Source organism: Bradyrhizobium sp. CB1717 (assembly GCF_029714325.1).
Classification (GTDB): Bacteria; Pseudomonadota; Alphaproteobacteria; order Rhizobiales; family Xanthobacteraceae; genus Bradyrhizobium.
Map to the genome: position 1 here is coordinate 482,043 of NZ_CP121666.1, position 19,414 is coordinate 501,456.

The window sequence follows — 19,414 nt, forward strand, 5'->3', positions numbered from 1 at the left end:
CGCCGGTTTGGTAGGACCCGGCGGATTCCAATTTGATCCACCGTCTATTCAGCCGCCTCTGCGATCGGGAGTACCGATACAAAGGTGCGGCCGTTGGCTTTGGCCTGGAACGCAACACGACCTTCAACCTTGGCGAACAAAGTGTGGTCCGTGCCCATGCCGACATTAAGGCCGGGGTGCCAGGTGGTGCCGCGCTGACGCGCAATGATGTTGCCGGGAGTGACGATCTCCCCGCCGAACGCCTTGATGCCGAGGCGCTTGCCCTTCGAATCGCGTCCGTTACGCGATGAACCGCCTGCTTTTTTGTGAGCCATGGCTCGTCTCCGAAATCCTGCGTATTTCTAGATCAATTCCTTGACGGAATCATTTCACGATTTCTCACGCATCAATTCGTGAATTGGCGTGATCAAATCCCGTTATTCGGCAGCTTCCTTTACGGACTCCTTGGCCACCTTCTCCTTCTTCGGACGCGGGCCCTTGGTGGGCTTGGCGCCGTCGGCCAGGATCTCGGAGATGCGGAGGACCGTGATCTCGTCGCGATAGCCGCGCTTGCGGCGCGAATTCTTGCGGCGGCGCTTCTTGAACGCGATGACCTTGGGGCCACGCTTGTGGTCGAGCACCTCGACCGCAACGGAGGCGCCGGCCACCGTGGGAACGCCGAGCACCGGCGTGTCACCGCCGAGCACCAGAACTTCATTCAACTGCACGATCGAGCCGACTTCGCCTTCGATCTTGCCTACTTCGAGAACATCATCCGGCACGACGCGGTATTGCTTGCCGCCGGTTTTGATGACTGCGAACATCGTTCTTTCTCCGTGTTCAATCCCGGCCTCGGGACGAGCATCGTCCGGGTCGGCTTTTTGTCAGTCGCTATGGGTTTATGTGCGTTTTGTGCGGGTGGGAGTTATCCCTTTGAAAACCCACGCAAAAACAAGTGGCGCGAGAAACGCCCCGCGCCAGCTGGGGGACTTATAGCGGCCAACAGCCGCAAGTCAAGGAAAAGCGGGCGAAAATGGCCCGGATTTGAAGGATTTGGCTCTGCCGCCGGCCTTCCGTCAAATCTCGACCGGCCTTGCAACAAACCGGTTCCCCCGCCGTTAGTCCGCCGGAACAGATAAGCGGGCAAGGGCTCCCATGGCAACGGACGAACTGGTCAAGACGACGGGCATCGCCCAGCACGGGGCGAGCCGCCTGCCGTCAGTCGACGTCGACAGCTTCAACATCGAGATCAAGGACGAGGACGGTTTTCTCGGCGATCGCGCCAGCAAGGGTGCCTTTCGCGAGATCCTCGAACAGTGGCGCAAGCCGCTGCGCAAGAGCGGCGAGGATCCGTTCGGCGACGAGCCATCCGACAAGATCAGCAAGAAGGTCCTCGATGCGGTTCTGGTCGGCGACGATACCGAGGCCACGGCGGTCGTCCATAGTGCGATCGAGGATTTCGCCCAGGAGCTCGCTTATGTCACCCGGCGATTCCTCAAGACCAAGGCCTGGGCCAAGACCGAATGCATCGTGGTCGGTGGCGGCTTCCGTGCCAGCCGGCTCGGCGAAATCGCCATCGCCCGGGCCGAGATCATCCTGAAATCGGAAGGCTTCAAGGTCGACCTCGTGCCGATCCGCTTCGATCCGGATGATGCCGGCCTGATCGGCGCCCTGCATCTCGCGCCGTCCTGGATTTTCGAGGCCTATGACAGCATCCTCGCGGTCGACATCGGCGGGACCAACATCCGTTGCGGTATCGTCGAGACGCGTTGGAAGAAAGCGCCCGATCTGTCCAAGGCGGGGGTCTTCAAATCCGATCTATGGCGCCATGCCGATGACGAGCCGAGCCGCGAAGCCGCAGTCAAACGGCTGGTCAAGATGCTCGTAGGCCTGATCGAGGACGCCGAGGCCGAAGGCTTCAAGCTCGCGCCTTTCATCGGCATTGCCTGTCCCGGCGTGATCGACGCGGACGGCTCGATCGAGAAGGGCGCGCAGAACCTGCCGGGCAATTGGGAGAGCAGCAAGTTCAACCTGCCGGCAAGCCTCGTCGAGGCCATCCCCGAGATCGGCGCGCATGACACCGCGATCCTGATGCACAATGACGGCGTGGTTCAGGGCCTCTCCGAGGTGCCGTTCATGCAGCATGTCGAGCGCTGGGGCGTGCTCACCATCGGCACCGGGCTCGGCAATGCCCGCTTCACCAACCGCCGCAAAGAGAACGGCAACGGAAAAGACAGGGATTCTACGGAGAACGGGAAGAAAAAAGGTAAGAACGACAAGGAGTAACCTTGATCGGTTAGGTTAAGGACCGGATTGCGTTGCGGGGCGCAGGCTGCACGCTAGGGTCGAATCGTCGCTTCACCTGGCCGGCGAAGCCGCCCTTCACGGCCAGCATTGCAATGAGCGGCACGGGACCGCCAGTGTTTACCGCGTCTGGCGGTCCCACCCGTTCTTCCAAAGCATGATGGGATCAGATCGGATTCGCGCCCCAACGAAGGTGCGTTCCCTCCCCCCTTGCGGGAGAGGGTTAGGGAGAGGGGTAGCCCAGCAAAAGGTGCGTCGAGAGTTGAAGTTGCTCTAGCTCCCCCGAACTCAGCTCCAGCCGATGCGCTGGAAGAACGCCGCGATCTCGCTTGCGGCGCGATCCGGATCCTCCCGATGCGGGAAGTGGCCGACGCCGGGAAACATCTTAAGATCGAGCGCGCTGAAGGTCTCGCCGAGTCGATCGGTCCACGCATAGGGAAACAGCGGATCGTGCTCGGCCCAGCGCACGCAGGTCGGCACGTCGATCGGCGGAAGCTGAGGCGCTTCGCCCTTCATCATCGCGACCCGCCCGGCATGCGAGGCCCGATAATGCGCAAAGCCGCCGGCGAGATTGCCGGGCTTGAAGAAATTGTCGGCGAAGGCGTCGAGGACGTCGTCGAAGGCGTTCTTGCGATGCGCCCAGCCCCTGAGGAAGTGGCCGATATAGAGCCGGCAGCTTTCGCGGCTCGCGCCGACCAGGCAAGGCGCCATCTCCATCTGCTGGAAGGACTGGTACCAGATGTGATTGAGCCGATCGGGTGCCGCCATGCGCGCCCCGATCCCGGGATAGACGAAATTGAAGAAGAACAGCCCGGCGAGCCGCCCCGCTGCCTGCCGCGCCAGCGGCTGCATCACGGCGCCGCCGACATCGTGCCCGACCACGCCGAATCGGTCGATGCCGAGCGCCTCCATCAGCGCCAGCATGTCAGCCGCATGGCCGTCCGGCCCAAAAGGCCCAGCCGGCTTGTCGCTGTCGCCGAAACCGCGGAGATCGGGCGCGATCAGGGTGAAACGGTCGGCGAGGCGCGCCATCACCGGCTCCCAGGTCAGCCAATATTCCGGCCATCCATGCAGCAAAAGCAGCGGTTTTCCGCTTCCGGCGCGAACCACGTGGAAATTGGCGCCGTTGGCGCGGGTCGTCAGGTGCTCCATGGCAGTTCCTCCGGGGCGAGGCACGAGGGCGAAAAGAGGCAGCGGATTTTCCCCTTTCGCGCCTTGTCTGGCCCGCCATCCTCGCCTATTAACGCCCCCAACCACAGGGGCCGCAGCTCCTATATGGCGCCTTCAGGAGAGGTGGCAGAGTGGTTGAATGCACCGCACTCGAAATGCGGCATAGGTGCAAGCCTATCGGGGGTTCGAATCCCTCCCTCTCCGCCATTCGACCGAAGGTGTCGGGAAACCCGGGCAAAATGGGGTTATTTGGCAAAGCCCGGTGAACGTCTGTGTAGCACCCTTGTGGAGCACCCAGCATACACCGATCTTCCGCCGGTCACCCAGCTGAATCCTTGCCGATTTTCCTGAGTCCAATCCTTGAGCCGGGTTTTCCGTTTCGGATGCGGTTCGTCGGTGCAATTCATCAGTCCGTAGGATTCGCGTAGAGCAACTAGAGGTATTCGAATCCTTCGCACCAAAAACAAAAATCCGAGGATGGCATCGAGGCGCCGCCAGAAGCCAAGCTGTGCCTGATAGTTTCCCTTCGTCTGCTCCAACTTGAGGCGTGCATTTGTGGTTTTGGGCCCTCTCCATGCTGAAGCAGGGGTTCGATTCCGCTAGGGAACGTAAATTTTTCAATAGGTTAGATTGAGAATTGGGGCTGATGGTTTTCAGTTCTTCAAATTTTCTCCAACTGCCTAATCTGTGCAGTATTGCTTCAATCAACTTGTTGGTCGTATCTCGCTGCTGCAACCTTTAGGTAGCGGCAATAGAAGCGCGGGTGACGCGTTGACGGTGAATGAAAACTGGGTAGGCGCGGCGAATGGCAGAGGGGGCAATTGATTTCGATCGACTATTGAAACTTCGTTTGGTCGCCGCCCGGGTGGGCGAGATGGATCTCGCCAAGTGGTGGAATGGCAGCTTGGTCGGCTGGGAACCGCTACCGTCCGTCGTGGATTTCCCCGCACCCATTATTTTGCTCAAGCCCGCTCTGTATTCTCAGTTGCCGGTTTCCGATGTCGTGAAGTGTTTGATCCACCCCAATGCGTCACCCTCTGGCAGCTCCCTGAAGTAGTCGAGGAGGAGTTCGAGACTCATTGGGAGCGCTGGCTTGATCAGGCGGACTACTGGAGGCCGTTTTTCCTGGAGTTGGAAGCCGTGAAGGAGATCGACCTGAAGGTGGTGCTCCAATCGCTCGATCTAATCACCGATGAAGATTTCGAGTCTTTCTCAAGATTGCGTCGCTCGGCTGAAGGGCGCGCGGTACCCTTGCCGACGCCGTTCGCCGCGACAAATCAGTGTGTCACTTCCCTCGCGCTTGGATTCGCGCGTGGTGAGCCAGGCGCCCTCGCGGTTCCGTATGCCCGCCTGAACAACGCATGAAGGGTCCGCATCGATCCCACGTCGCTTCATCGTTCACTCTCATCAAGGGAGCAATGATCGATGAAACCTACGCCGTCTTTGCGGCCTGGGACTTTGGCTCTTCTAAGAAGGAAAATCTTGATCGTCTGAGACGAGAGAATTTTATCGGAGCCAACACTACAACCTGGCTTCGGGACATCGCGAAAGTTCTGAATCGGAGGTTCGACCCAGTCGATCGTGATCGTGCGTTAGTACTTCTTGCAAAGAACGGTTGCCCCATCGAAGAATGGAAGCCGATCCTACTCTGGCATGTGACTCGCGACGAATTTCTGCTTCGCGATTTTCTTACCAACTGGCTTTTTCCAACCTTCGTATCAGGAGCCTATCGAGTTCGAGCCGAAGATCTCTACGAGCATCTCCGCAGCGTTGGTCGTCGAGGCGGGATTACCGAACATGGTTGGAGTGATACGACGCTGAAACGAGTGGCCACCGCGCTGCTGAAAATGGCGGTCGATTTTGGCCTACTGCGCGGCAGTGTTGTCAAGGAATTTGCGAGCTACCACCTTCCGGAGCGGAGCTTTGTCTACCTCCTCTATGCAATTAGAGAGGAACTGAGCAACCCACGAAAGGTGCTCGCGTCGGAAGATTGGAGAATGTTCTTCATGTCGCCCTCGGATGTTGACCGTGAGCTCCTCCGACTTCATCAGTTCCGCAAGGTCGACTATCAGATCGCTGGCAGCATTGTGCAACTCACGCTGCCCTATGCCAATGCTTGTGAGTATGCGGAAAGGATGGTCGCATGAGCGATCTCGTACACCGCATCAAGACCAGCCTCGAGCCCATACTCGACCTGTCAGATCCACGAGAGCGCATTAGCGCCTACCACGATATGCCCTACGCGCTGTTCCGCTACGAACCTGCAGAAGAGTTCGAGCTGCGCAAACAAATCAGCCTGCTGGAGACGCGGCTCACTCAAAAGGGGAAGCGGGTAAGCCGCATATCCTTGGCTCGGTGTCTAGATCAGGCGATGCGATCTCAACGGCCACTCGAAGAGTGGTTTGCGGCAGAGCGCGAGCAGGGCACGGATACGATTGTCGAGACCGTACATTCGGTCCTTGCGGAGTACGCACCGCTGGTTGATCTAGTTGCCGCGCAAATGCCCGACCAGCCTAACCCGCTCAGCGATATCGTCTTCATTCAGCGTACTGGCGCATTGTTTCCCGTCTACCGGACATTCTCACTATTGGAGCAGCTGAAAGGACGAGTCACCGTCCCTACGGTTTTGTTCTATCCGGGCGATCTCGACGGTGCCGCCGGGCTGCGATTCATGGGCGTGCTCGCAGCCGAGCACAATTATCGCCCAAAAATCTTTTGACGGGATATGAGTGATGGCCAATGAACCGATCAAAAGCCTTTTTGCAAACGACATTAGTCGCCGTATCGAAGAGGTAATCAAGGTCGATCAGACCAGCGATGATATTCTGCGCGATGAAATCAACGAGTATGTAGTCACTGACGCGATCAGGTCTCACTACAGCAATATTTTTGACGCATATCGCGAAACGCCGAACAAGCCACATGAAGGCATTGCGATTTGGGTCTCGGGCTTTTTTGGCTCCGGTAAATCCAGCTTTGCGAAGATGCTTGGGCTGTCGATCGAGAACCGCCCGGTGGCAGGAATCCCTGCCGGCGATCGGTTCGCGCTGAGGGCCGGCCACAACAAGCTTCAGGTTCTTCTGAAAGCAATAAATGAAACGATACCCACGCATGCGGTGATCTTCGACGTCTCAACCGACAGGGGGATCAGGAGCGGCAATCAATCTCTCACTGAGATCATGTATGGGCTTTTTCTTCAAAGCCTCGGGTATGCGAAGGATCTCGATCTTTCGGAATTGGAAATTGCTTTGGAGGAGAAAGGGCAACTGGAGGGCTTCGAGGCCGAGTACGAGCGTCTATTCAAGAAGGAATGGTCAGTCGAGAAGGGCAAAGTCGCCTTCGCCCTTAGCGAAGCCAGCCGGGTTCTACACAGCCTTCATCCTGAAACCTATTCAATGGCGGATTCATGGGTGAAGGCCGTCAAAAACAAAGCCGATATATCACCCGGCAAGCTGGCGGAGCGCGCTAATGAATTGATGAAGCGCCGGCGGCCGGGTCAGGCCCTTATGTTTGTCGTGGACGAGGTCGGCCAATTCGTCGCACGGGACGTCCAGAAGATGCTTGACCTTCAGGCGGTCGTTCAGAGCCTAGGCGTCAAGGGGCGGGGCAAGCACTGGATTGTCGTCACATCGCAAGAGAAATTGGGTGAGCTCGTCAGTGGTCTCGATGACAAGAAGATCGAGCTTGCGCGGCTCATGGACCGCTTCCCCCTTCAAGTCCATTTGGAGCCGTCCGACATTTCGGAGGTCACAAGCCGACGTGTTCTCTCCAAGAATGCACCTGCGCAGAAAGTGTTGGGGGAGCTATTCGATCAGCACCGTGGACGGTTCACGGAGCACACCCGCCTGACCGCCGATATTAAGCTGCCCGAACTTACTCGTGACAGCTTCATCGATCTCTACCCGCTGCTGCCCTATCAGATAGATCTGATCATCCAGGTGGTCTCAGGACTTCGCACACAGGGCGGCGCGAGCAAACACGTTGGCGGCGCGAACCGCACGATCATCAAGCTGGCGCAACAGCTCCTTATCAATCCTGCCGTCAACCTTGCGGACCAGCCGATCGGCTCTGTCGCAAGGCTTGATCAGGTCTACGATCTAGTCGAAGGCAATATCGGCTCCGAGGTCCGCGCAAAGATATCCGCAATCTCCAAGGAGCTTGACCATCCGCTCGCGCAACCGGTCGCGAAGGTGATCTGCCTGCTGCAATACGTGAAGAGCGTTCACCGAACCGCAGAGAATATATCGGCGGCCCTCCATCCGGGTGTTGCCGCGGATTCTCAGCTTGCCGTCGTAAAGGATGCGCTCCACCAACTCGAAGCGGCGAACAAAGTTCGGCTAGGTGATGACGGATTCCGGATTCGGACACCTGCAGAGGACGACTGGGAGCGCATTCGTAACGGCATCAATCCGAAACCCGGTGAAGCGCATCGGATCTATTCCGAGGTGTTAGCCGGCTTCTGGCAGCCACAGCCAACGCACACACTCTTCGACACGAAGACTTTCAAGGCTGGCCTCGCGATCCATGGACGCGAAATTGTCGATGGCGACATGGTGTTTCACGTCCATCTCGCCGAAGATGGCTTGGCGTTTCGGGCGCTTGCGTCTGAGCTGCGTGCCCGAAGTCAGCAGGAGCGCAAAAGTGTTTTTTGGGCTGTCTCCCTCAACGAAGCAATCGACCGGGAGACGGTTGAGCTATTTCGTTCCAAGGAGATGTTGGCACGAAAAGAGCGCGAAGCTAAGACTGCCGACGAAACCGCGCTCATTGGCGAGGAAAAGGTTCGGCAAAGGCGACACCAGGATGAGCTGCGCCGGCTCGTAAGGGCGGCGTGCCTGGCTGGCAGCGTCAGTTTTCGGGGCAATGATCGTAGCCCGGACGACGGGGCCGTCGACATGGGCAAGAGCGCCGCCGAGATCCTGAGCGACGTCCTGCCAGACGTGTTTGATCGCTTCAAGGAAGCTGCCGCTAAGCCCGCCGATGCGAAGAAGGGCTTAGATGCGCTCTTTACCGCAGCGAATCTTCAGGGCCTCCCATCGGTCTTCGGAAGCCTCGGGCTTTTGCGCGACGAAAAGGGGAAGACGGTTTTTCGGGTTGAAAGCGGCGCTCTGGCGGAGGTGCTTTCTCGAATCGAGGAACGCGCCAACTACGGCGATACTGCGAGTGGTCGATACCTCGCCGATGAGCTGGCGAAGGAGCCCTTCGGCTGGGACTTCGAAGTCGTCCGCTTGCTAGTTCTCTCGCTGTTGCGAGCTGGGAAAATCCAAGCCACCAGCAAAGGCCAAACAATCGACTCCGCAACAGGGATCGACGCCCGAGACACTTTTTCGAACAACAACTTTTTCCGCCAGGCGTCGTTCAGACCAAAGAAGGGAATCGAGTTCGAGGAGCTCGTGAAGGCATCCGAAGCTTTCCGGGAAACATTCGGCAGCGAAGTGAAGGAACTCAACGCCGGCGCGATCGTCTCCGAGCTCCGCAAGGAGATCGCGCGGCATGAAGATCAGGTAGCCTCCGCTCACGGCCAGCTTATCGCGTATCGCCTTCCCGGTGCAGCGGTCCTCGACGGCGCGATAGGGCAGATGAAGGCCGTTCTGCGCGGATCCGAGGACAATGCGATCGCGACGTTTAATTCGTCGTACCGCTCCATCAAGGACGCCATCAAACGCGCTACGGAGCTCGATCAGGTCCTGTCGGAACCTAAGTTGCGGGATATCGATCGGGCGCGGGAAGCTCTTCGGTCGGCTTGGCCGTTCCTTAGCAGCGAGGCGGATGTAGGTGACGAGCTGCGTGCCAAGGCTGCTGAGCTCGATGATCTCCTCACACGAGAAACCTTCTACCGTGAGCTGCCGCCGATCGAACAACACGCGTCGGCCATCGACGCCGAGTACGCACGTCGTTTCGATGAAGCGTTGCAGGCTCGGATGGACACCTACAGCCGTGCGCTCGATCGCCTGGTACAGACGCCTGGCTGGGATGGCATCGATCCAGACCAACAGCAAAAGCTCGCGGCGCCGTTGATGCAAGGGAAGACACGGGAACAGGAGCGCGTGCCAATTCCTCAGCTCCGCTCGGAGCTGGACGCTTGTGAGGCCCGGCTTCAGGACGCCATCGCAGAGCTGCACCGCATCGTTGATGGTGATCGTGTGGCGACCGTGAGGTTGGGTGGGTACTTCTCCGGAGGGATTGAGACCGAAGAACAGCTCGACGCCGCTCTCGCCGGCATTCGGGAGGAGTGTTCGCGCCTGATCGGCACCGGCAAGAAGGTAATTGTCCAGTGATCGGTCCGCACCATGAATAAGGCCACGCGCAGCGCCATCGAGCGGGCGACCCAGCAGGGACGCAAGCTCCTCGACGAGGATTTTTCGTCACAGCTGGAAGGGACTTTCGACGTCTTGCGAAGCGGCGTCATCGCTCCAGCCGGTGGCGCACATCTATCGGTCCGCCAACGGTTTCAACGGGACAAGATCGTCGCAACCATCGAACACAAACGCGCCGCGGGGACGAGCGCCACGGAGGCGGTCACCGATTACGTAAGGGATGCTGCGTTCACGACACTGAACCGGTTCGTCGCGCTCAAAATGCTGGAAGCACGCCAGCTCGTTCAGGAGTGTATTTCCAAAGGCGAACGGTCTTCTGGCTTTAGAGAGTTCTGTGGTATGGCGCCGGGGGTGGGGCTGCTACCCGACGCCGCAGGTTATCGCCTTTATGTCGAGAGTCTGTTCGACGAGTTCTCAACCGAGATAAAGGTCCTATTTGACCGGCGTGACGCCGCTTCGGTTCTGTGGCCCAAGCGACAAACGTTTGAAGCGCTGCTGACCATCTTCAACGCGCCTGAGCTGTCGGAGGTGTGGGGTGAGGATGAGACGATTGGGTGGGTCTACCAGTATTTTAATTCCGATGCAGACCGGGACGACATGGGTCGGGGTAAGCGTCCGCCAGCAAATAGCCGCGAGCTTGCGGTTCGCAACCAATTCTTCACGCCAAGATATGTTGTGCAATTCCTCGTCGACAACACGCTTGGCCGTTTGTGGCTCGAAATGCATGGGGAGCATTCGCATCTGGCGCAGTATTGCCAGTACCTCGTCAGCGCAGTAGATGAACCGCTCCGAGCCCGCCAGAGGAAAGATCCGCGCGATCTTCGAATCCTGGACCCCGCGTGCGGCTCTGGACATTTTCTTCTATATTGCTTCGATCTTCTGTTGACGATCTACGAAGAGGCTTGGTCGGCTGAGGACGACTGCCCAAAAAGTGAAGCGACAGGCCATAGTCTTCGCGAAGATTACCCCGACCTTGCGGGTTTGCAGCGAGCGGCCCCGAAACTGATCGTAGAACACAATCTGTTCGGCGTGGATATAGATCCCAGGTGCGCGCAGATCGCTGCCCTGGCCCTATGGTTACGCGCGCAGCGGGCATGGAAAGATCAAAGCGCTGCGGCATCGGATCGACTTCGTGTCCGGCGAACACACGTTGTAGTGGCTGAGCCGATGCCAGGCGATGACGCGCTTATTAACGAATTCGCGGCTAACCTCAATCCACCGCTATTGCGCGATCTATTCAAGAAGATGATCGCAGAGAGTAAGCTAGCTGGTGAATTGGGCATTCTGCTTCGCGTGGAAGATGGCATTGCATTCGAGCTGAGCCGAGCGCGTGAACAGTTTGTGCTTCAACAAAAAAATACTGGCTTCCTTCCGGGCATGGAGCCGGAGAAAAGACAAGGATCTCTGGACCTCTCCGGCATTGATGACCACCATTTTTTTTTCGGAGCTGAGACCACCATCATCGGGGCGCTACGTGAGTTCGCTGAGACAGCGTCGGGGAGCGCAAGCATCGCGCGACGACTTTTCGCGGGTGACGCCGCACAAGGAATCGCGCTGATCGATGTGGCTCGTTCACGGTTTGATGTTGTCTTGATGAATCCCCCCTTTGGATCATGTAGCGCGCCGGCCAAAAAGGAGTTCGACAGGAGTTATCCACGGACCAAGAATGATGTTTATGCTGCCTTTGTAGAGCGGGGCATTGAACTTTTGCATCCGCGCGGCCGGCTCGGAGCAATCACCTCAAGAACAGGCTTTTTCTTATCGAGCTTTCAGAAATGGCGAGAAGAGGTCTTGCTGCCAAAGGCGCCACCCGTCGTCGTTGCCGACCTTGGCATTGGTGTACTTGACGGAGCAATGGTCGAGACCGCTGCCTACTGTTTAGAGGCGGTGCTATGACACTCTTTATCCGAGCGGTCGCCGTTGAGGATAAAGCCGCGGCAATCAGGCAGGCAATTTCTGGGGAATCGGCCGACAGGTTTACGCCGTCGCTTTCACAGTTCCGAGAATTGCCGGGAACGCCATTCGCCTACTGGATAGGCAAAGGCGTACGCGACACGTTTGAGCGATTTCCCGCGGTTGAGGGCAATGGGAGGGCCGTTAGGCAAGGTCTCGCGACATCGGATGATTTTCGCTTCCTGAGAGCGCACTGGGAAGTAAGCTATAATGCTCGACCAAATAGTTGGATGCCCTTCGCCAAGGGCGGTGAACTTTCGCCGTTCTACGCATCTTTGCATCTTGTCATCCAATGGCAAGAACAGGGCAAAGAGCTGAAGGCATGGGTGGTATCGAATCCGGCGGACCCACGAACCGTGCATTGGTCTCGGAGAATCGCTAGCTCTGAATATTACTTTCGCCCCGGAATGACATGGCCACTTAGAGCGAGTCGGTTCGCTCCACAGGCGTTGCCTTCTGGCTGTATATTTTCCGTGCGGGGATATTCGGTTTTCCTCCCGGAAGGCGCACTCTTGCCCGGCTTAGCGATCTTTAACAGCAGAGCATTTGATTATCTTTTCAAGGCTCTGCTCGGAAGGTTTGGCTATCCGGAGTTCATAGTTGGGGTTCTCCAGAAGCTTCCCTGGGCCGAGCCTTCACCTCAACAATCTCAAGCCTTATCCGTTCTCGCCCGGAGCGCCTGGAGTGTTGCCCGGACCGCGGATACGGCAATCGAAACATCTCTCGCATTTGTATTGCCGAAGCCGCTTAACAAGGCAGCAGGTGCTGACGTAGAAAAAATCCTAGCGGAGCTGCAATCGAAGATCGATGCGATCGCTTTTGAGCTTTTTCAGCTAAGCGACGCTGATAAGTTGGAGATTGAAGAGGCTTCGGTTTTTGCCTCAGCAGAATTAAGCGAAAACTCGGATGGCTCCGCAGATCTCGGTGACGGTGATACCGTGGTCGAGAACGATAGATTTCATTTACAGTCTTGGGCCGTTGGCGTGGCATTCGGTCGGTATGATATCCGCCTTGCTACGGGAGAACGTGCAATCCCGGCCGAACCGGAGCCATTTGATTCTTTGCCGTGTGTGAGCCCGGCGATGTTGCCGAATGGCGATGCTCTATTCATGCCTTGCCGAGGTATTCTGGTCGACGATCCAGGCCACGTCGATGATATAGCCGCGCGCCTCAACGCGGTCTACGAACGCGTCGGACAGCCGCTGGAGGAGGTCGCGCGCCTGCGGCGGAACATCGCTCGGGAATTCTTCCCTGCCCATCTCAAGATGTACACCAAGAGTAGCCGGAAGGCGCCGATCTACTGGCAGCTCGCTACGCCCTCAGGAGGCTATTCGGTTTGGCTGTATCTTCATGGCCTAAACAAGGACACGCTTTTTCGTATTCAGGTCGACTACGTGCTCCCAAAAATCGCTCACGAGCAGCGACGGCTTGAGAGCCTGCGCGATGAGGCCGGGCACACTCCGAACGCGGCGCAGCGCAGGGTTCTCGAAGCGCAACAAGGCTTTGTTGACGAGTTGCTGAAGTTCCTTGAGGACCTGAAACGTTTAGCGCCCCTTTGGAATCCGGTGCTTGACGATGGCGTAGTGCTTGCGATGGCCCCGCTCTGGCGGCTCGCTCCGCTGCACAAGTCCTGGCAGAAGGAATTGAAGGCCAAATGGGGGGATCTAGTTGCAGGCAGGTTCGACTGGGCGCACATGGCCATGCAATTGTGGCCTGAGCGAGTGATACCAAAGTGCAGAACCGATCGCAGCTTAGCCATCGCGCATGGACTAGAGGATATCTTCTGGGTGGAAGCTGAAAGCGGCAAGTGGGAGGCCAGACCCACGCCGTTGCTCTCCATTGGCGCGCTGATCAGCGAGCGAACCTCGTTAGCTATCAAGGCCGCGCTGAAGGAACTCGCTGAACCGTCATTGGCAAATGGGTCGAGAACACAAAAGCGGAGGTCCTCGTCATGACGATCTTCGAGGATACCATTAAGAACGCTGTTCTTCGGTATCACCGCGAATACGACCGATACCTAAAGCTTTCAGCGCGTGTCGCAGAGATTTGCAGATTTGAGATCGTTGAAGGAAATGCAATCCGAGCGCAGGTCACGTTCCGTGCGAAAAGCCCGAAGAGCTTGGAGGGCAAGCTTCGCCGCTTCGCCGCTTCTGGGAAAAAGGACCTGCCGAACGTGCAGTCGGTATTCGACGCGGTGCGCGATCTCGCCGCCGTGCGAATTGCCACTTACGAACAGCGACATGAAGATCAGGTTGTTCAGCTAGTTTGCAAGCGGTTCGTCGATCTAAGAGGTGCAAGACCGGAGAGCGAACGGAAGGATAAAAACGCATCGGACAACAATAATTTCTACAGGGCCTCGCATATCGAAGCGTTTTTGCCGGAGGCCGATGTGATCGGCACCTACGCCAATGTCTCGGACGTCCCCTGCGAAATTCAAGTCTGCAGCATGATGGCCCATGTCTGGAATGAGATCGAACACGATCTCGGCTATAAGCCTCTGACCGGCTCTCTGTCCGAACAGGAGCGCAGCTTGCTAGTATCGCTTGGGTTCGCCGTTCGGCAGGGCGACATGACAATCGGAAATCTGTTTGCCGAGACGGAGCGACGGCAACGGGAACACGGAGGCGTCTTCACGGACGTCTATGACTTTGTGGCGCGAGTCCGTGGCTGGTTTCCGGACATCGATTTCGGGCGAAACGCTGGTCCCCTGTACGAAGCGCTACAACCAGTGCGCCTCGTCTCCCCGGAGAGCATCCGGAAGCTGATTGGTGCTTCCGAGCCTATGACAGACGCCGCGCGGAGCGGGCTCGATGAATTTGCGGCGAAGCTGGCGGCCAAAGGCGACGCCCGGTTCGCGTTGGACCGTAACTCCTCCGACCTTCTGCTCGTCCTGCTTTTGCCAAAGGTCGCAACTTACATCGTGTCGTCATCCGGCGACGCGGTCTCCGACGGTGTTGCTCGCCTACGCTGGTTTGCGGCCCGCTTTCAAGAGCTCTCCAAGGTGGAAAGCGGAGGTCGCAGCTGATGCACCCTTTGAACAAGTATATTTCGAAGCAGCTCAGTGAGAAGCTGAAAGCCAGAAAGGTGGTCGTCTGGTACGATCCCCGCCGCGAATTTGCTCCTTTTGTTGCGGAATTGCGCGGTGGCGCACGGACCACCGACGAGGCGGTCCCCGTAACCGTCAGCGATATATCGGCGCGACTGACGGAATATGATGGCTCGATGTTTGAGCTTCGGACGGTCGTGGAGCCCTTCGTCTGCGCGGATGCGCCGACCGAGTGCATGATCGTCTACCTGCCTGGCTGTGAGCGTGATCGTCAGGGTTCGGTACTGATGGAACTCGAAAAGGCTGGTGATTGCTATGAGCCGCAGCTGAAGCGGCTCGCGCGCAATGTGCTGCGCCAGCGTTACACCGACGGCGTGATCGACGAGATGCTGGCGCCGGAGCAGGTTTCCTATGAGGATCTTGCGCGTGCATCTTCGGACTCGTCGTCGACCGAGCCGCCATCGGTTTTGAGGTCGATCTTCCACAGCGCGTCGGGGAACGAAGGGATTATCGCGGCGTGGCTTGCAAGCGACGAGCGCGATGCCGAGATCGAGGCGAAAGAGGCGATCCGAGAGCTGGTGAAGCTGGTGCGCTCGAAGCTCGGACTTGAGCTCTCCGAAGTGGCCCCGTTGGCCAAACTTCGCAGCATAACGCTGCGATACGTTCTCGGTGCTGAGTTCAGGAGTGTTTTGGTCGGCGTCATTCCATCGTCTGTTCAAGCTATCCCGGCGCCGAAGTCGCGGGATGAGGAAACCTCGATCAAAGAGCTCGCCCATGTGCTTCGTGCCCGTTACTCCGAGGTATATCCTCAGATCGCAGATCGCGTCGAGGCGGAGCTCGGCCTTCACGAAGAACAAGCGACATTCGCGGGTCTTGGATCAACTGATACGTTCCGCTTCGCGGAGCGCGTGCTACTGGCTCAATGTGGTGAGCTGGTCGCGGCGAAGAAATTCGACGAGGCTCTCGAGATCATCGGTGGGTTGGAACACAGCTTCTGGCTGGAGCGCGATGTAGGGCGGAAGGCCCAGTGGGAAGCCTGCCGTCTCATGGCCGAGCTCGGTATTCTCGGAGTGGCTGTGCACGCCGCGATCGGAAAAGCCAGTGGCGACGCAAATACCTGGATTAGCGCCTACGCCGCCAAGGACGGTTGGTTCAGACTAGACCAGGCGCAACGCCGTCTTGAGGCATGGGTCGCAAATCTTGACGACGAACCGGAGGAGCGACCGCTGGGGGTCGTTCGTGGCATCTACGAAGACGCATGCCGCGCTATGGCAGAGGGCTTTACGAGAGCTCTTGTCGCCGCGAAATGGACGGTCTCATCGTCACTGCATCAAACGAAGATCTACAGCGGTATCGTCTCAGAGCAGCCCAAGCCCGTGGCATACTTCTTTGTTGACGCCATGCGTTTCGAGATGGGTGTCGAACTCGCCGAGCGGCTTCCACAGGTCGTGGAAGTCAGCGTGCGCCCCGCGGTCTGCGTGCTGCCTAGCATCACTCCGATCGGGATGGCAGCCCTTCAGCCAGGAGCATCTTCGAGCTTTAGTGTGGTGGAGCAGGCGGGGGCGTTGGGTGTTCGCATCGATGACGCGTTCCTTCCTGACCTAGCCGCGCGAAAAAAGTTCGCCAGCTCGCGCATTCCCAAATTGGCGGATGTGGCGCTGGACGAACTGCTGAGCCTTCAACCGTCAAGACTTGTAAAGAGGATCGACGGTGCTCAGGTCGTCATCGTACGGTCGCAGGAAATTGACCACGCAGGTGAGCGCGGGTTCACGTTTCAGGCTCGGCAGGTGATGGACACCGTTATCGATAATCTCGCCCGAGCTGTCAGAAAGCTTGCTACGGCGGGTATCGAGAACTGTGTGCTGACGGCAGACCACGGGCACCTCTTTTTTCCATCAGATCGCGACGAGTCGATGCGGCTGGACCCGCCGGGAGGGGATGAAGTCGACCTACATCGCCGCTGTTGGATTGGGCGCGGCGGAGCAACGCCGACCGGTTGCGTGCGCGTGACCGCCTCGGCACTCGGATACGACTCCGATCTCGATTTTGTATTTCCCGCAAGCAATGCGGTCTTCAAAGCGGGGGGCGACCTGGCATTCCACCACGGTGGTCCCTCATTGCAGGAAATGGTTATCCCTGTGGTCACGGTCCGCATGAAGACGAGCGCGCCGAAGCGTTCGACTTCAGAACCGGTCACGGCCACGGGCCTGCCTGACGCTGTCACCAACCGTATCTTCAGCGTCGTGATCCAGCTCGACGGCAAGAACCTCTCGCTGTTTTCCACCGAACTGTTGGTCCGACCGATGCTCATCTCGGCCGGAAAGCAGGTGGGTGGAGTCGGAATGGCCATTGACGGCGATTTCGATCGCACGACAGGCTGCGTGAAATTGCAGGCCGGGAAGCAGGTCACGGTCGCGTTCTTGTTGAGCGACGAGAGCGTGCCGTCGCTCCGCATCGTTATCCAAGACCCGACTACTGACGCGGAGCTGTATCGCTCACCCATCGACATCCCGGTTCGTCTCGGAGTTTAAGATGAGCAACGGTATACCGTCGGCCCGCGATTTACTCGACAATAAGGCGAACCAGCTGTTCGCCGGAAAGGTCGTCCGGAAGGATCTCGTTCGGAAGGTCAAGGTTGGGGCCAATGTGCCCGTCTTCGTGCTGGAGTTCCTGCTCGGAAAATACTGCGCCTCGTCCGACGAAATCGCGATTCAGATGGGGCTGCAGGTCGTCAACGACACGCTCGCAAACAACTATATCCGGCCAGACGAGTCTGCAAAGGCGCAGAGCAAGGTCAAAGAGAGTGGAAGATACTCCTTCATCGACAAGGTGAAAGTGCGGCTGGTCGATTCGGACTACTGGGCAGAGGGTGTGAATTTTAATAACAAGTTCCTCCATATACCCAGCCAATACGTGCGTGACTATGAGCGCCTGCTTATGGGTGGCGTATGGGCACAAGTCGACATGCGGTTCGAAACCGACGAGGAGTCAAAGGGCAAGAATCCGTTTTGGATCGACAAGCTCGTCCCAATTCAAATTGCGACCTTTGACCTCGACGAATACCGCAATGTCAGGAAGCAGTTCACGACCGACGAGTGGTTGGATCTTATCGTTCGGAGCATGGGGTATGAGCCCGGCGAGATGTCCCGACGGCTCAAGCTGCTCTTCCTGGTTCGGCTCATCCCCTTGGCGGAGCGGAACTACAACCTGGTTGAGCTTGGCCCCCGAGGGACCGGCAAGAGTTATGTGGTCCAGGAGGTTTCGCCTTACACGGCGCTTCTGACGGGAGGGACGACGGTCGCTAATCTATTTGGCCACATGTCGGGACGTCAAAAGGGCATGGTGCAGATCTGGGATGTCGTCGGTTTCGATGAGGTCGCAGACCTGCAGAAGATGCCGAAGGAAGTCATCACGACGATGAAGACCTACTGCGAGTCCGGCACGTTCCAACGCGGACAGGAGGCCGTTGCGGGAGACGCGAGCATAGCGATGTTCGGCAACACCAATCAGCCGATCGATGTCATGGTCCAGACAGGTCACCTCTTTGCCCCGATGCCTGACACCATTCGCGACGATATGGCTTTCATCGATCGTCTGCACTTTTATCTCCCAGGCTGGGAGATTCCGCAGATGCGGAACCAACTCTTCACCGACCACTATGGATTCGTCGTCGATTATCTCGCTGAGGCCTTGCGCGATATGCGCAAGCACAATTTCACGGAGATTATTGACCGTTTTTTTTTCGATGGGGGCACACCTCAATGCGCGAGATCGTAAAGCGGTCAGGAAAACCGTATCCGGCTTGGTGAAGATCTTATTTCCGCACGGTGAGGTGACTCAGGAAGAGCTTGCCGAGACTCTCGAGCTGGCTCTTGAGGGTCGGCGGCGCGTGAAGGAGCAGCTCAAGAAGATGGGCTCCTTTGAGTACCATCAAACATCGTTCAGCTATACGCTTCAAGATACGGGCGAAGAGCGCTTTGTTGGGGTCCCCGAGCAAGGTGGACGAGATTTGATTTCTGCGGATCCCCTATCTCCGGGAACAGTCTACACTGCCGGTGTGACGTCCGAAGGAACGGTTGGTCTATATCGCTTGGAAGTTTCAGTTTCGAGCGGGAACGGAAAGCTCAAGATGGCGGGCGGCATTTCTGGGGCCATGAAGGAATCCGTGCAGCGCGCTTTCAGCTATATTCAGGCGAAGAAGGTCGAGCTCGGCATCGCGCGAGACCTTGATAGTTCGGACATGCATGTTGAGGTCATTGATCTCCTGGGTAATCGCTTGGAGGCTGAGGTTGGAGTCGCGTTTTTTGTCGCCGCCTATTCGGCCTTTCGAAAGGCCCCTGTCAGTCCTGCACTGCTAGTACTTGGCGATATGAGCGTGCAGGGCAATATAAAGCCTCTGCGATCTCTGACTGAACCGCTTCAAGTCGCGAAAGACAATGGCGCGAAGCGGTCCCTCATTCCGATCGAGAACAAGCGGAACTTCCTCGATGTGAGTGCGGATATCATGGAGCACGTCGATCCGATCTTCTACGGAGATCCGAAAACAGCGGCTTTAAAGGTGATAGGAGCTAACTGATTGAGCGTAGGCTGTTTGGGGTCAATGCTGACAATGAGCCTGCCTTTGGCTTCATCCTGACGGGCGCGCGGA

General features: G+C 57.8%; 14 protein-coding genes and 1 tRNA gene. 12 read left to right on the forward strand and 3 right to left on the reverse strand.

The window, feature by feature from the left end; translation table 11 throughout:
* Window positions 1–44: 44 nt before the first annotated feature.
* Together rpmA and rplU are read right to left on the reverse strand one after the other, a co-directional pair.
* Complete coding sequence (gene rpmA, locus QA649_RS02320) at window positions 45–314, reverse strand: 50S ribosomal protein L27 (protein ID WP_018643862.1); 270 nt, start codon at window positions 312–314, stop codon at window positions 45–47.
* A 102-nt stretch (window positions 315–416) separates the two neighbouring features.
* A complete protein-coding gene (gene rplU / locus QA649_RS02325) occupies window positions 417–803 on the reverse strand; it encodes a 50S ribosomal protein L21 (protein ID WP_018643861.1) in 387 nt (128 codons plus the stop codon).
* Between the two features lie 331 nt (window positions 804–1,134).
* Between rplU and QA649_RS02330 the strand changes: the two genes are divergently transcribed.
* On the forward strand, window positions 1,135–2,265 hold the full coding sequence (locus QA649_RS02330) for an ROK family protein (protein WP_283022780.1): 1,131 nt from the start codon (window positions 1,135–1,137) through the stop codon (window positions 2,263–2,265).
* Between the two features lie 306 nt (window positions 2,266–2,571).
* Here QA649_RS02330 and QA649_RS02335 read toward each other — a convergent pair whose 3' ends face one another.
* Window positions 2,572–3,435 carry an alpha/beta hydrolase gene (locus QA649_RS02335; RefSeq protein WP_283022781.1) on the reverse strand — a complete coding sequence of 288 codons (864 nt, stop codon included), beginning with the start codon at window positions 3,433–3,435 and terminating at the stop codon, window positions 2,572–2,574.
* 135 nt (window positions 3,436–3,570) lie between these two features.
* On the opposite strand from QA649_RS02335, the gene QA649_RS02340 reads away from it, so the two are divergent.
* From QA649_RS02340 to QA649_RS02390, 11 genes are all read left to right on the forward strand, one after another.
* A tRNA-Ser gene (locus tag QA649_RS02340) sits at window positions 3,571–3,660 on the forward strand.
* Window positions 3,661–4,344: 684 nt separating this feature from the next.
* Entirely contained in the window at window positions 4,345–4,818 is a 474-nt protein-coding gene (locus tag QA649_RS02345; protein WP_283022782.1) for a BrxE family protein, read from the forward strand.
* 53 nt (window positions 4,819–4,871) lie between these two features.
* On the forward strand, window positions 4,872–5,600 hold the full coding sequence (locus tag QA649_RS02350; protein ID WP_283022783.1) for a BrxA family protein: 729 nt from the start codon (window positions 4,872–4,874) through the stop codon (window positions 5,598–5,600).
* Window positions 5,597–6,172, forward strand: coding sequence for a BREX protein BrxB domain-containing protein (locus tag QA649_RS02355; RefSeq protein WP_283022784.1), 576 nt, complete (start codon window positions 5,597–5,599; stop codon window positions 6,170–6,172). Before QA649_RS02350 ends, QA649_RS02355 begins: the two co-directional genes overlap by 4 nt.
* A 13-nt stretch (window positions 6,173–6,185) precedes the next feature.
* Entirely contained in the window at window positions 6,186–9,728 is a 3,543-nt protein-coding gene (brxC, locus tag QA649_RS02360; protein WP_283022785.1) for a BREX system P-loop protein BrxC, read from the forward strand.
* A gap of 12 nt (window positions 9,729–9,740) precedes the next feature.
* Window positions 9,741–11,663, forward strand: a complete 1,923-nt coding sequence (locus QA649_RS02365) for a DNA methyltransferase (protein WP_283022786.1) — start codon at window positions 9,741–9,743, stop codon at window positions 11,661–11,663.
* A complete protein-coding gene (locus QA649_RS02370) occupies window positions 11,660–13,675 on the forward strand; it encodes a hypothetical protein (protein ID WP_283022787.1) in 2,016 nt (671 codons plus the stop codon). Before QA649_RS02365 ends, QA649_RS02370 begins: the two co-directional genes overlap by 4 nt.
* On the forward strand, window positions 13,672–14,745 hold the full coding sequence (locus tag QA649_RS02375) for a hypothetical protein (protein WP_283022788.1): 1,074 nt from the start codon (window positions 13,672–13,674) through the stop codon (window positions 14,743–14,745). Before QA649_RS02370 ends, QA649_RS02375 begins: the two co-directional genes overlap by 4 nt.
* On the forward strand, window positions 14,745–17,297 hold the full coding sequence (locus tag QA649_RS02380; protein WP_283022789.1) for a PglZ domain-containing protein: 2,553 nt from the start codon (window positions 14,745–14,747) through the stop codon (window positions 17,295–17,297). The genes QA649_RS02375 and QA649_RS02380 overlap by 1 nt, the downstream gene beginning before the upstream one ends.
* A 1-nt stretch (window position 17,298) precedes the next feature.
* Window positions 17,299–18,543 carry a BREX system Lon protease-like protein BrxL gene (brxL, locus tag QA649_RS02385; protein ID WP_283022790.1) on the forward strand — a complete coding sequence of 415 codons (1,245 nt, stop codon included), beginning with the start codon at window positions 17,299–17,301 and terminating at the stop codon, window positions 18,541–18,543.
* Window positions 18,494–19,342: a BREX system Lon protease-like protein BrxL gene (locus QA649_RS02390; RefSeq protein ID WP_283022791.1), complete on the forward strand. Its 849-nt coding sequence runs from the start codon at window positions 18,494–18,496 to the stop codon at window positions 19,340–19,342. The genes brxL and QA649_RS02390 overlap by 50 nt, the downstream gene beginning before the upstream one ends.
* Window positions 19,343–19,414 lie beyond the last annotated feature (72 nt).

Bases quoted from the DNA above. Each gene is read 5' to 3' on its own strand.
- QA649_RS02370 (WP_283022787.1), top strand. From the start codon at position 11,660: ATGACACTCTTTATCCGAGCGGTCGCCGTTGAGGATAAAGCCGCGGCA.
- QA649_RS02380 (WP_283022789.1), top strand. From the start codon at position 14,745: ATGCACCCTTTGAACAAGTATATTTCGAAGCAGCTCAGTGAGAAGCTG.
- rplU (WP_018643861.1), bottom strand. From the start codon at position 803: ATGTTCGCAGTCATCAAAACCGGCGGCAAGCAATACCGCGTCGTGCCG.
- QA649_RS02335 (WP_283022781.1), bottom strand. From the start codon at position 3,435: ATGGAGCACCTGACGACCCGCGCCAACGGCGCCAATTTCCACGTGGTT.
- rpmA (WP_018643862.1), bottom strand. From the start codon at position 314: ATGGCTCACAAAAAAGCAGGCGGTTCATCGCGTAACGGACGCGATTCG.
- QA649_RS02375 (WP_283022788.1), top strand. From the start codon at position 13,672: ATGACGATCTTCGAGGATACCATTAAGAACGCTGTTCTTCGGTATCAC.
- QA649_RS02365 (WP_283022786.1), top strand. From the start codon at position 9,741: ATGAATAAGGCCACGCGCAGCGCCATCGAGCGGGCGACCCAGCAGGGA.
- brxL (WP_283022790.1), top strand. From the start codon at position 17,299: ATGAGCAACGGTATACCGTCGGCCCGCGATTTACTCGACAATAAGGCG.
- QA649_RS02355 (WP_283022784.1), top strand. From the start codon at position 5,597: ATGAGCGATCTCGTACACCGCATCAAGACCAGCCTCGAGCCCATACTC.
- QA649_RS02350 (WP_283022783.1), top strand. From the start codon at position 4,872: ATGATCGATGAAACCTACGCCGTCTTTGCGGCCTGGGACTTTGGCTCT.
- QA649_RS02330 (WP_283022780.1), top strand. From the start codon at position 1,135: ATGGCAACGGACGAACTGGTCAAGACGACGGGCATCGCCCAGCACGGG.
- brxC (WP_283022785.1), top strand. From the start codon at position 6,186: ATGGCCAATGAACCGATCAAAAGCCTTTTTGCAAACGACATTAGTCGC.